Origin of the sequence: Pseudomonas sp. SJZ080 (assembly GCF_007828295.1) — a bacterium.
Taxonomy (GTDB): Bacteria; Pseudomonadota; Gammaproteobacteria; order Pseudomonadales; family Pseudomonadaceae; genus Aquipseudomonas; species Aquipseudomonas migulae_A.
The window spans coordinates 17,636-29,438 of record NZ_VIUK01000018.1 but is presented as its reverse complement, the minus strand read 5'-3'; the positions used below and the strand labels follow the sequence as shown (position 1 = coordinate 29,438).

The 11,803-nt window shown below is 55.5% G+C and carries 11 protein-coding genes; 3 read left to right on the top strand and 8 right to left on the bottom strand.

Features of this window, described 5'->3' with window-relative positions; all coding sequences use genetic code 11:
- Nucleotides 1-92: 92 nt before the first annotated feature.
- Nucleotides 93-518 carry a hypothetical protein gene (locus FBY04_RS21570; protein ID WP_145316786.1) on the bottom strand — a complete coding sequence of 142 codons (426 nt, stop codon included), beginning with the start codon at nucleotides 516-518 and terminating at the stop codon, nucleotides 93-95.
- 35 nt (nucleotides 519-553) lie between these two features.
- Here FBY04_RS21570 and FBY04_RS32405 point away from each other — a divergent pair, with 35 nt between their 5' ends.
- Complete coding sequence (locus FBY04_RS32405; protein WP_178118308.1) at nucleotides 554-703, top strand: hypothetical protein; 150 nt, start codon at nucleotides 554-556, stop codon at nucleotides 701-703.
- 102 nt (nucleotides 704-805) lie between these two features.
- On the opposite strand, the gene FBY04_RS21560 is transcribed toward FBY04_RS32405, so the two are convergent.
- Genes FBY04_RS21560 through tssA form a run of 7 tightly spaced genes read right to left on the bottom strand, consistent with a single transcriptional unit; the run spans nucleotide 806 to nucleotide 6,742 of the window.
- Complete coding sequence (locus FBY04_RS21560) at nucleotides 806-1,207, bottom strand: hypothetical protein (RefSeq protein WP_145316782.1); 402 nt, start codon at nucleotides 1,205-1,207, stop codon at nucleotides 806-808.
- 2 nt (nucleotides 1,208-1,209) lie between these two features.
- Nucleotides 1,210-2,181: a DUF6402 family protein gene (locus FBY04_RS21555; RefSeq protein ID WP_145316780.1), complete on the bottom strand. Its 972-nt coding sequence runs from the start codon at nucleotides 2,179-2,181 to the stop codon at nucleotides 1,210-1,212.
- Between the two features lie 10 nt (nucleotides 2,182-2,191).
- On the bottom strand, nucleotides 2,192-2,716 hold the full coding sequence (locus FBY04_RS21550) for a PAAR domain-containing protein (RefSeq protein ID WP_145316778.1): 525 nt from the start codon (nucleotides 2,714-2,716) through the stop codon (nucleotides 2,192-2,194).
- A gap of 10 nt (nucleotides 2,717-2,726) precedes the next feature.
- Complete coding sequence (gene tssE, locus FBY04_RS21545; RefSeq protein WP_145316776.1) at nucleotides 2,727-3,134, bottom strand: type VI secretion system baseplate subunit TssE; 408 nt, start codon at nucleotides 3,132-3,134, stop codon at nucleotides 2,727-2,729.
- Between the two features lie 14 nt (nucleotides 3,135-3,148).
- Nucleotides 3,149-4,624: a type VI secretion system contractile sheath large subunit gene (gene tssC / locus FBY04_RS21540; RefSeq protein WP_017341541.1), complete on the bottom strand. Its 1,476-nt coding sequence runs from the start codon at nucleotides 4,622-4,624 to the stop codon at nucleotides 3,149-3,151.
- Nucleotides 4,625-4,649: 25 nt separating this feature from the next.
- Nucleotides 4,650-5,153 (bottom strand): type VI secretion system contractile sheath small subunit, encoded by a 504-nt coding sequence (gene tssB / locus FBY04_RS21535; RefSeq protein WP_046045012.1) that lies wholly within the window; start codon nucleotides 5,151-5,153, stop codon nucleotides 4,650-4,652.
- Nucleotides 5,154-5,185: 32 nt separating this feature from the next.
- Nucleotides 5,186-6,742 carry a type VI secretion system protein TssA gene (gene tssA / locus FBY04_RS21530; protein WP_084317728.1) on the bottom strand — a complete coding sequence of 519 codons (1,557 nt, stop codon included), beginning with the start codon at nucleotides 6,740-6,742 and terminating at the stop codon, nucleotides 5,186-5,188.
- A 675-nt stretch (nucleotides 6,743-7,417) separates the two neighbouring features.
- On the opposite strand from tssA, the gene tssI reads away from it, so the two are divergent.
- Both tssI and FBY04_RS21520 read left to right on the top strand, forming a co-directional pair.
- A complete protein-coding gene (gene tssI, locus FBY04_RS21525; RefSeq protein WP_145316774.1) occupies nucleotides 7,418-10,837 on the top strand; it encodes a type VI secretion system tip protein TssI/VgrG in 3,420 nt (1,139 codons plus the stop codon).
- Entirely contained in the window at nucleotides 10,830-11,516 is a 687-nt protein-coding gene (locus FBY04_RS21520; protein ID WP_008030682.1) for a DUF2931 family protein, read from the top strand. Before tssI ends, FBY04_RS21520 begins: the two co-directional genes overlap by 8 nt.
- Nucleotides 11,517-11,803 lie beyond the last annotated feature (287 nt).

The following is an 11,803-nucleotide window of genomic DNA, read 5'->3' as shown; positions in this document are numbered from 1 at the left end:
CTCATGAAAAAAACGTCCTGTAGAGCACGACTGTCAGACCTGACACTAAGTCACCCACGACGAGCGGAGTCGGAACATAAGCCATGCGCTGATCATGCAACCGCCCCTTGCATAGAGTTCACAGGCATCGCTTGCCGAATCAGAGCGCGTCTTTCCCAGCGCAGCTCAATGACCTGCGTTACCAGAATCGCCAACAACGTCACACCGCCCTGGGCCACGGTGTAGAAGAGCGCACGCAGCGGGTTGTCCGGCACCATGGTGAACAGAATCCAACTGACCATTACCGAGAGGACGCCCAGCTTGGCCCACAGATTTGGGAACAGCGCGACCACCAGGTTCACCCCGAAAAAAATATAAATGAACATGTAATGAGCAATGCCAATCCCCACGCCACGGGTGGTGAACCCGCCGTTGAACGCTTTATAGGCAACGACAACAACGTCATTCAGGAACACGTAGGCGATGCATCCAGCAGCATGGAAAGCCAAGCACATGGCAAAGCGGACGTAGATGTTCATGCTGGCTTCAGGTTCCCGTACCAGGTGCCCGCCGTATGGATGGCGACAACACAAGCCAAAACAATGAGACACAGGAGGCGATGCATGCGCGATTCCCGAACACGCCTGTTCAAGGCAGTGATGAGCAGCGTCAGACTCGCCAATGCCAGACAGCCGAACAAATCACTGTCAGCAACTACGGCTAAATACTCCTGCAAATCCATCAATCCCATAATCACTGGCCCTTCAATTCTTCAGCCGCAAGTTCAACGTTCATTTGATGAACTATTGCCACTTTCCGCGTCTGGTTACTCTTTACTGTCATCTAACGGCGCGCATTCTGAAATATTCCAACCTTCATACCCGCTTGAAGTTGGATAAATCGCATGACCATTAACCCATTGCGAGCGCTCATCTGTCGTAAACTCATTCTGCCAAAGCAGCCACTCAGACGACTTCAGCAGTTCTCCTTTATCGGTATACACCCGAAAAAAAGCTTCGCTGGTGAACAGTTTCACGAATTTCCCAACGACACCAAATTTCGAATACTTGGGGATATATGAATTAATATAACAAGTCTTCGAGTCATTCCAGGTTGTTGAATAAACCATAGCTGCCGCAGCAGCTCCTTGCTTAACATACAACCAAATGGAGCCCATCGCGCATAGCACAAAAACAATAAAAACCAGGGTTAACGGTATTTTTTTCATAATTACTTAGATCCAGAGCGCGACAGATACTCATCAAAATCGATGGGTCCAAGATGAATAATGAAAGACACGTCATACAACTTAACAGTCGTATAGATCATCAAATCACCACCCTTCTTATGTAGTTTTCGATACCTATTAAAATGACCGTTGGTGACTTTGTAATATTCAACACCTGATTTTTCAATCACTGCAGGCTCAGTAAAATAGTCAATCGGGCCTGGCCGGATTACTCCCTCAGGCGACCAGTAGCCCAGCAGCTGGTCATCCCCAACGTTGAGAAAATCGTAGGTATCTCGAACATAAAGCCCAACTTGCTCAACCTCAATCGCGGGAAATCCATGATCATTCTCGATAGTCCGAAATTTAGTGGCCGCGACCTTAATTACAAATGTTCCCAGTGCACCGTATACGTCGTCCAACGCATCAGTTGCTTTCTCCCAGTCCGACGCCCCAAACCTGATCAGGTTGAACTGAGAAATATCTTCCAACTCAATGGCGGTTTTATCGCTGTAATCCAGATATGCGCCTTTAAGCTTTTTCGACTTTGCGTCTAACAGCCCAAGTCGCTGAAGGCGAGTCATTAATACAACCAAGCCCCTCGAAAGCTCATCAAGCGAGCCTTTAACTCTACCGGCACTTCCGTTGAATTCTGATGTTGAGGAAAAATCAGAAATATACTCATCAACCTTCGGCTTCACACGATCTGACGCGGTAAACAACCACTCGAACGGTATATCGGTTATCAGCTTTTCCGCACTCAAGGTACTCGCTGAAACATCGCCTTGTTTAACCGCCTTTGGCAGCTCATAGGGAGCACCGGAGAACCACTTGTTCATGACACGAGCGGAAACCGTCCACCCCAACTTGGCCATAACTTTAGGGATTGAGGAAAGCGGAAACATCTTGGCTTGAACGTTCTGGCCTTCTTTATTTTGAGCTGGGGTCAATGGTGCGGCAATCGGTGCGGGCATAACATGAACCTCAATAAATGGCGATGGAGCTTTGGGGCTCTAACAACAAAGTGACCCCTTCAGCAATCGAGGAGCCAATGACCGAGGTTTTGCCTGCACTATCCGTAACACCGGTTATTTCTTTTCCTGAGTCTGTACGGATTGTGTAAGCGCGATCCGCAACCGGTTGACCTGTTTCCGGATCAGTCACAACGAAGTGCTCGGTGAACGGCCACTTGATATCCACCGGCACCGGCGCCACAAACGGCACCGGCGAATGCGAGTTCCCGATAATCACCGTCCCGGCCCCGGCCGTAACCTTGTTGCCATGCGTCCCAACGGAATCCACCGTCGCAGCCGCTTTCCCGTTGATCAAAACCGTCGTCGCCAACCCGCCCGACATCGCACCACCACACGCCGAGGCATCGCCTTGGCGGGCGGCCGCGAGGCCGTCGAAGAAGACGTCGCCGGAACCGGCGGCGATCGGGTTGGTGCCGTGGCCGGGGAGCGGGCAAGCGGTGGGGTCGGATACGCGGGCTGCGGGTTTGCCGGACATACGAATCTCCTTAGTTGACCTTGACTTGACCGCTGCCATCCAGGCGCGCGGCGAAACTGACCTGACGCTTGAAACCATCAACTTCCAGCAGGCCTTCGATGCTGAAGGACAGGCGAAGCTGATCGTGTTCACGCGGCAGTGAAATGACACGCACATCGCTCAGACGTGGTTCGTAGGCTTCGATGAAGCTTTCGATGGCCAGGCGGGCCTGACTCAGGGAGTCGTGCAGGCTCAGGCGCATGTCATTGAGATCGGGTAGCCCGTAATCGGACAGCGTTTGCACGCTGCCCGCACGGGTGCTGAGCATCTTGGCCAGATGGGCAGCCACGGACGCCATGGCGGAAACCTCGCGGCTCCAGCCGACGCGTTTGTCCGCGTCGCCACCCAGGCGTTCGAAAAGGCTGCCGTATCCAGTCATGAGTTAGGCTCCGCTTACTCTTTGTCCAGCTTGCCAACCAGCGACAGGGTGAAATCGGCACCCATGTACTTGAAGTGCGGACGCACGTTCAGGCTGACGCGGTACCAGCCAGGCTCGCCTTCGACATCGCTGACGATGATCTGGGCAGCGCGCAGTGGACGACGGCCACGGACTTCGGCGCTTGGGTTTTCCTGGTCGGCCACGTACTGGCGGATCCACTTGTTGAGTTCCAGCTCGAGGTCGGTGCGTTCTTTCCACGAACCGAGTTGCTCGCGCTGCAGCACTTTCAAGTAGTGAGCCAGGCGGTTGACGATCATCATGTACGGCAGTTGGGTACCGAGCTTGTAGTTCAGCTCTGCCGCCTTGCCTTCTGCGCTGATGCCGAAGAACTTCGGCTTCTGCACCGAGCTCGCGGAGAAGAACGCCGCGTTGTCGGAGCCTTTGCGCATGGTCAGGGAGATGAAGCCTTCCTCGGCCAGTTCGTATTCACGACGGTCGCTGACCAATACTTCCGTAGGAATCTTGGTTTCGATTTCGCCCATGCTTTCGAAGTGGTGCAAAGGCAGGTCTTCAACCGCGCCACCGCTCTGCGGGCCGATGATGTTCGGGCACCAGCGGAATTTGGCGAAGCTGTCGGTCAGCTTGGTGCCGAACGCGTAGGCGGTGTTGCCCCACAGGTAGTGCTCGTGGCTGTTGGCGACGGTTTCTTTGTACACGAACGATTTGACCGGGTTTTCTTCCGGGTCGTACGGGTTGCGCAGCAGGAAACGCGGCACGGTCAGACCAACGTAACGGGAGTCTTCCGACTGACGGAAGCTCTGCCATTTAGCGAATTGCGGGCCTTCGAAGTGATCCTTCAGATCCTTCAGGTCCGGCAGGCCGGTGAAGCTTTCCAGGCCGAAGAATTTCGGGCCGGCCGCGGCAATGAACGGCGCGTGGGACATACAGGCAACGCTGGACACGTACTGCATCAGCTTCACGTCTGGCGAGCTTGGGGACATGAAGTAGTTAGCGATGATCGCGCCCACAGGCTGACCACCGAACTGACCGTATTCCGCGGTGTAGATGTGCTTGTACAGGCCAGCCTGCATCACTTCCGGCGAATCTTCGAAATCGTCCAGCAGGTCTTCTTTGGAGACATTGAGGATTTCGATCTTGATGTTTTCGCGGAAGTTGGTGCGGTCGACCAGCAACTGCAGGCCACGCCACGACGATTCCAGGGACTGGAAGTCCGGGTGGTGGAGGATCTCGTCCATCTGACGGCTGAGCTTGGCATCGATCTCGGCGATCATGCGGTCAACCATGGCTTTCTTGACCGGCTCACCGTTGTTCTGCGGCTTGAGCAGCTCTTCGATGAAGGCCGACACACCGCGCTTGGCGATGTCGTAGGCTTCGTCGTCCGGCGTCAGGCGGGTTTCGGCGATGATGCTGTCGAGAATGCTGTATTCGCCGTTCTCGTTACTCTTTTGCTGCGCTGCACTCGTGCTCATGTTGGCTTCCTTGGCTGATGGAGACTCAGGCGTCCTGGGCGGCGGCGTTCAGGCCCAGCTCACCCAGTACGCGACCGCGGGATTCGTCGTCGGCGAGAACGCCTTCGATGGCTTTGCGGAACGCAGGCGCGTTACCCAGCGGGCCTTTGAGGGCCACCAGCGCGTCGCGCAGTTCCATCAGTTTTTTCAGCTCGGGCACTTGCTCGACCAGCGAGGCCGGGTTGAAGTCCTTCATCGAGTTGACGCGCAGTTTCACGGCCAGTTCTTCAGTGTCACCTTCTTCCTGAAGACGGTTCGGTACGCTCAGTGTCAGCTGCAGTTCTTGCTTGGCCAGCACTTCGTCGAAGGTCATTTTGTCGATGCTGATCGGCTTGCGATCTTCGACTTTGCGTTCGTCCTTGCGGTGGGTGTAGTCACCGATTGCCAGTAGTTTCAACGGCAGTTCGATCTCTTCCTGGGCACCACCGGTGGCAGGTTTGAACGTGACGTTGATGCGTTCCTTGGGGGCTACCGAGCCTTCTTTGGCCATGGCTTTTCTCCTTGCGGTTGTGGCCCTGGGGCCTATTCGAGTACCACTTCGAGATCGAGGTGGCACAGCCTGCGATAAATCTCTTCCTTGCGTTCACGTACGGCATGGTTCTGCGGCAACAACTCGCAGCAGCTATGCAGTAAATGCAGCACTTCCAGCGCAAGATCGGGCTCCCAGGCGTGCAGGCCTGAGTCCTGTAATGTTTGGTCGAGGGTTTCGAGTTGGGTCTTGGCCAGTTCGTATTTCTTGGCCATGAAGCACAGCCGCGCGAGGGCGAACTGCCAGAAGAACCGCACGCGCCCGCCATGGGCGCTTTGCAGGCCCTGCTTGAGAATTTGCACAGCAGCCTTGAGGCCGTCCTTGCGCAGAATCGGCAGAACCTCTTCGAGGGCCAGTTCCCAAGCGGGTTGGGTGTCGGCGACTTCGACCTTGCGCGGCGCACTGGCGCTTTGCAGGTGTGGCATGACGTTGGCGCTGATCCAGGCGCGGGTGGCCGGGTCGGCAAACGGAGCGCCGTCATGGAAGCGCAATTCGACGATGCCAGGCAGGCGCTGAACCAAAAGCGCGAAGTGGATTTCCACTTCGCGCATTGCCATGTCGGCGTTCAATGCCTGGAGGCATTCCCAGACCATTCGCTGGCCATCGAACCAGAACGGCGCCTTCGCCAGGCTCGCCTCCAGTTCCACCAACAGGTCAGCGTATTTGCCCTGGTCGTAACGGTCCTGATAGGCCTTGAGCTTGTCGGCGGGCAAGCCGCGCAGCACGGTGATCTGCTCGGCATTACGTTCGGGGACAGCGTCGATGGGCAACCACAACAGCGTGCGATTGAGGCGCAGGGCACGCAGGTCGGTGGCTTTCTGCTTGAGCCACCAGGCGCACAACGGCCGGGCGCTTTCTTGCTGCGCGCGCAGGGCTTTGTGGGCTTCTTTTTCGTTGTCGATCGGCGCGCCGGGCGTTAAAAGTTGCGTCGCGACTTGTTTGACCTGAGCCACGGCCGCACCGACCACGCCTGGTTCCGGCTGGTTGTCGGCGGCGCGTTGCACCATGTTTTTCAGACGGCGGGAGATTGGCAGCAGCAACGGCGCGTCGTCACCCAGGTGCTCGGTGCACGCGGCGTCGAGGCCTTCCAGGTGTTCCACCAGACGGCGGAACATCGGCAACTGCTCTTTAATCGCGACGTTTTCGGTCAGCACCTGCTCAAGACGCGGCACCAGCCAACTGATCGCAGCGGAGCGCGTGCGGGCCTTGTTCGGGTGGACTTCAGCCCAGTGGTTTTCGCACAGGTGATGCAACAAACCGAGGCCGGCGAGCAGGCCTTGAAAGGATTCGCGCTGATACAGGGCCCAGGTCAGCCAGGCGCCGACGCGTAAGTCCTTGGATTGGGTGCGCAACAGGTTTTCGCTGGTTTCACGGATTTTCAGCCAGTCGATCTGACCGCTTTCGTGCATGGACGAAGCTTTCGCCAGCTCGCTTTCCAATGCCTCATATTCGCTCGAAAAGCGAACATCCTCGCCCGCGAAATTCTCTTTGGAAACAGAGGCTTTTGCGAGATCGAGGTAATGAGCAGAAAGTTTGCTTGAGTAGGACATCCATGGCCTTTAGTTTGGATTACGGTCATACGCTCATTGGAGTTCCAACGGCGTGAGACAGAATCAAAGAGCTGCGAAATTTCTCATCCAATTGAGATCGTGCTCTTTCAAAGTGGGCGCATCGTACTCACGATGATGGCCACTAGCAAGCACCCGATTAAACAATAAGACGAAGCGCGTTTATCTCTCGTAGGAGATCTCCCTATATGTAGCAAGGGGATCCCTGATGTCAGTTTAATAATTCAGCGCTCGACCCAACGTCCTGAAACCTTTGAGGTAGAGGCCTCCGCTTCTTTCACCTGAATAAACCGCATATTCATTGCCGATTGCTCCCTTTGGCAGGCGCGCAGCATGCCAAAAACTAAAAAATATAAATGTAGGAGCATTCCGAAATGTTACGGCATCGATGAATAAAACGACGAGTGACAACTGCCGATAAGAAAAGTGCCATCACTATGATGGCCACTTTGAACTTAAAACAAAGTTCCAAAATGGAACTTCGGGTATCTGGGAAATATCACACCACTCTTCAAGATCCTTCCTACATCAATACTTTGCATGCCTTGTTAGCGTGCCCGGCATTTTGGCGACTTAATCCGGGCACGTATGGCCCGGTTTCGCCGATTTTTTCTTTCAGCTTAAGGACGAGCGACTACGAAGCAAAAGGATAAGCGCATGCTTGCATCGGCCAATCTTGCCCAGTTCACCCTCCTGATCCCGACGATTCGCAACGACTTCAAAGTGCTGGCCTTCGAAGGCACGGAAACCATCAGCGCCTTGTATTCGATTCAGGTCGACCTGGTCAGCGAGCATCCGGATTTCGATCTGGAAAGCTTGCTCAACCAACCCGCCTTTCTTCAATTCGGCCTCAACGGCGAGGGCATTCATGGCCATGTCACCAGGGTGTCCGTGGGCGAAGTCGGCAAGCGCCTGACCCGCTATCGCATGCACCTGGTGCCCGCGCTGCATGACTTGCAGTTCAGTCACGATCAGCGAATTTTCCAGGGCCTGACGGCGCCGCAAATCATCGCTCAGGTACTCAAGGGGCACGGCATTCAAGCCGATGCATTTAGCTTCCACGTCAGAACGAGTCCCGAGCGCGAATACTGCACCCAATATGGGGAAAGTTGTTTTGAGTTCGTCCGGCGACTGTGCGCCGAGGATGGCATTGCGTGGCATCACCAGCACTCCCGGGATGGCCATGTGCTGGTGTTCAGCGATGATCAGACCGCCTTTGCGAAATTGGGCGGAACGCCCTACCTGCAAGGCGCCGGCATGGTGGCGGAGCATCCGGTCGTCAGCCAATTTTCCATGCGTTACAGCACTCGCCCCAGCAAAGTCACCCGCCGAAACTACGACCCGAAACACCCGAGCTTGCTGCTGGAAAGTCGCTTCATCGTCGAGTTCAGCCCCGAGCTTGAAGACTATCGTTACCCGCTGTTTTTCGAGACCGAAAAGCACGGTAAACAGCTCGCCCGACAAGCACTGGAGCGGCACCGCGCCGACTATCAATTGGCCGAGGGCAAAAGCGATCAACCGTGCCTGCGCAGCGGCCACTTTTTCAGCCTGACGGATCACCCACGCGCCACGTACAACGACCTGTGGCTGTTGCTCAGCGTTACTCATATCGGAAAACAGCCGCAGGTGCTGGAAGAGTCAATCACCGACGCGGAGGGGAGTTTTACCCAGGGCTACCAAAACAGCTTCTGCGCGATTCCCTGGGACGTGTTTTATCGGCCGCCGATGCCCGCACAACGCCCCGTGCTCGTCTGCCAGACCGCCCGTGTCACCGGGCCTGTAGGGGAAGAGATCTACTGCGATGAAGACGGTCGCGTCAAAGTCGAATTCCATTGGGACCGCGCGGAGCACAACAGCGAACAAAGCAGTTGCTGGCTGCGGGTGGCGTCCAGTTGGGTGGGGGATCATTTCGGCGCGGTGACCATTCCGCGCATCGGCATGGAAGTCCTCGTCACCTACCTCGAAGGCAATCCAGATAACCCTCTCATAACCGGTTGCCTGATCAACAAGGTCACACCGGCGCCCTACCCCTTGCCCGAAAACAAAACCAGAACCGTGCTGCGCAGCCACAGCTCGCCGCATACCGGTGGCTTTAACGAACTGTCGATCGAAGACCGCGCCGGGCTGGAGTTGATCTACCTGCGAGCACAGCGGGACATGGAGCAGAAGGTCGGGAACGACAGTCGACTGGACGTGGGGAATGAGCGTCGGGAAACCATCAAGGGCAACAGCATCGCGGTGCTCGGCGCGGAAGAACATCGCACGGTTACGGCGGATAGAAAGGTTCAGCTCAAGGCCAATGACTATCTGCAAATTGCCGGGAGTAGCCACAACCAGATTGGCGAAGCGTGGGTGGTTGAGGCCGGTGAGCACGTTCACATCAAGGCTGGCGCCCATCTGGTGCTGGACGCGGGCGCCAGCATTACGTTGAAGGCCGGTGGTCACCACGTCGTGATCGATGCGGGTGGAGTGTTCAGCAGTAGCGAGGTTGAGGTCGGTGGTTCGCCGGGAACGGGGATGGCGGCGCATGCGTTGTTGCCGGGGACGGTCGCGGGGTTGTTGGCGGCGGTTGTGCCTGAGCCCCCGTCGTCGGAAGAGAATGAGTCGGATGAGCTGGAGGAGGAGGAAGAAGAGGTTGAAGAAGAAGGAATTACTTTACGTATTGGGGTGTTTTTTGATGGGACTGGGAATAATCGGTCCAACAGTGAAATGGTTGCCGGGTGTTATGCGCGGGATGTGAATCTGCTGGAGGAGGCTGAGGATATTCTGCAGTTTTGTCAGGCGAGGGGTTATGACGGCAAGGGGAATACACCGGATAACAGCTATGGGAATGACACGAGTAATGTGGCGAAGTTGTATGAGCTGTACACCGATGACAGTAAGCGGTTATTGGCTGTTGAAGAAACCATCGGGTACATCCCCGTTTATCTGGATGGCATCGGTACTAGCAGTGGCGAACAGGATTCACTTTTTTCACTAGCAACCGGCGTGGGTGAACACGGTGTATCAGCGCGGGTTGCGCAGAGTCCAACGCTTATTCTCGAAAGGGTTGAACAGTTCAAGCGATCCAATCCTGATCGAAAGGTTGAACGTGTCGAGTTCGATATCTTCGGTTTCAGTCGCGGTGCCGCAGCTGCGCGGCATTTTGCCAATGAAGTACAGAAAGGAGAGAAGAGTCCATTGGCGGCGCAGCTACCCGCCAATGCTACGTTGTTTACCGAGGAGTTTTCCTGGCGCGCCAACACCGATGCCTCTATCAACTTTATCGGCATTTTCGACACCGCTGCTGCAGTAGGCAGCGTGTCTGACGGCGACTTTAGCGTCCACGACGCCAATAACCCCGGGGTCAATTTGTACTTGGCACCCGATGTGGCAAAAAAGGTCGTGCATTTAGTGTCGCGGGACGAGCGCCGCCATAACTTTTCACTCAACAGCGCCGGCGCTGCTGATATCGAGCTGCCCGGCGTCCACTCCGACTTGGGTGGAGGGTATATACCCCACGTCATTGAACGAGTTTTGCTTAGCAAGCCGCGCTGCAGCCGCGACATGGAACTTTACGTGCCTTCCACAGCGTCAACCGCCTATCGTTGGGCTCAGCAAGAGCTAGGTCGCCTTCAGGATCAACTCAATCTGTATGGGCTGACATTGGAGGTGAAAACTTGGGCGGTGGAGATGATCAACAACGCAAAAGGCGACAGATCCAATTCGAAGAATGTCTATGCGGCGGTCCACAGCGAGCGGATTGTGCGCAACGATTTGGCGTTGGTTTACCTGCGAATCATGCGCGAGTTGGGGGCCAGGCACGACGTCCCGTTCAAGGTCATTGACGAAGAGGATCAGACGTACGCATTACCAACAGAGCTGAAACCGATTGCCGAAAAATTGATGGTTTATGCGTTAGGCGAAACTCGCCGCACGAGCCTGAGCCTCGACGAAGAGGAGCTGCTGTACCGCCGCTATATCCATCTGTCTGCGAAATGGAACGCAGCCAAAGGCTGGAACAATAGTGACCTGAACATCGTGTTTATCGATCGCCCCGCCGAAAACTATAAACGCGTGGTGCATCCCAATGCATAGGTGCTCACCCTTGCTTAAGTCCGGCTTTGCGTTGCTATTTGTGTTGTTGGGAGGATGTGCCTCTGTCGAGAGCAGATCATTACCTTATGACGCATGGAGCCTAGATTTTTTTTCGCCTGACTATATGGAAGTCTGGATCGAAACGGCCGGTGTCGTTGATATTAATGAGCGCGTGTTCCTTCGCGCGGGCAGCGGTATACCGGCTATGGGGTATCCACGAGCCATGAGCAAAGGCGTACCGTCCGAGTTCAGAGGTAAGCCAGCGGGATGGCGAGAAGATCCTGGAGGAAAAGGCCGGTATGTTACCGGGGCTGACCTGCCTCGTTTGGTCTATGTGCGCTGGCAGTCCATGGCAGAACCGCAGACCTACGGGGCCTACATCGAAATCCCCGAATCTGCGCGGAACACCATGCTCAAGGGTGAAAGAGCTTATTGCGGCGCGGTAGGCAAATGGAAAACCGATTACCGAAAGTTTTTGACTATCGGCCTGGCGCCAGGAGGAATCGCCAAGGTGTGGTTAGGTGGGCCTTGTCTTAAATCGACCGAAGTCACTCGAGTCCAAGGCACGATCAGTCCCAAAGGCCCCTACGGGGGAACGTCCAATGGAAAACATCGGCCGCTTTCAGAAGAGTCAAAAGCCTATATCGAAAAGTTCGGAATCCCCTATGGAAGTTGGTAAGGAACATCAAGATCGCAATGATTAAACATCGCCAGAGAGCGCTTGTTTAAAACGCCTCAAGGTTACGTCCTGCAAGCTACAACACCTTGCGCCGTTGCCTACGGCTACGCCAGAATCCGCCGGCTTGTGCGCTTTGGGGTCGGTCGGTAACTTGGTTCGTGTCACTGCTCATCAGTGATCGGGTTTAGTCGCTCGCTGGTAATTGAAGATGCACAAGCGTCCGTCAGGCAGGTATTTCCAACCTGCATTTGATGGTGGCTGTGCGTAGGGCACCTTCGGGTGCGCCG

Bases quoted from the DNA above. Each gene is read 5' to 3' on its own strand.
- FBY04_RS21570 (WP_145316786.1), bottom strand. From the start codon at position 518: ATGAACATCTACGTCCGCTTTGCCATGTGCTTGGCTTTCCATGCTGCT.
- FBY04_RS32405 (WP_178118308.1), top strand. From the start codon at position 554: ATGGATGGCGACAACACAAGCCAAAACAATGAGACACAGGAGGCGATG.
- FBY04_RS21560 (WP_145316782.1), bottom strand. From the start codon at position 1,207: ATGAAAAAAATACCGTTAACCCTGGTTTTTATTGTTTTTGTGCTATGC.
- FBY04_RS21555 (WP_145316780.1), bottom strand. From the start codon at position 2,181: ATGCCCGCACCGATTGCCGCACCATTGACCCCAGCTCAAAATAAAGAA.
- FBY04_RS21550 (WP_145316778.1), bottom strand. From the start codon at position 2,716: ATGTCCGGCAAACCCGCAGCCCGCGTATCCGACCCCACCGCTTGCCCG.
- tssE (WP_145316776.1), bottom strand. From the start codon at position 3,134: ATGACTGGATACGGCAGCCTTTTCGAACGCCTGGGTGGCGACGCGGAC.
- tssC (WP_017341541.1), bottom strand. From the start codon at position 4,624: ATGAGCACGAGTGCAGCGCAGCAAAAGAGTAACGAGAACGGCGAATAC.
- tssB (WP_046045012.1), bottom strand. From the start codon at position 5,153: ATGGCCAAAGAAGGCTCGGTAGCCCCCAAGGAACGCATCAACGTCACG.
- tssA (WP_084317728.1), bottom strand. From the start codon at position 6,742: ATGTCCTACTCAAGCAAACTTTCTGCTCATTACCTCGATCTCGCAAAA.
- tssI (WP_145316774.1), top strand. From the start codon at position 7,418: ATGCTTGCATCGGCCAATCTTGCCCAGTTCACCCTCCTGATCCCGACG.
- FBY04_RS21520 (WP_008030682.1), top strand. From the start codon at position 10,830: ATGCATAGGTGCTCACCCTTGCTTAAGTCCGGCTTTGCGTTGCTATTT.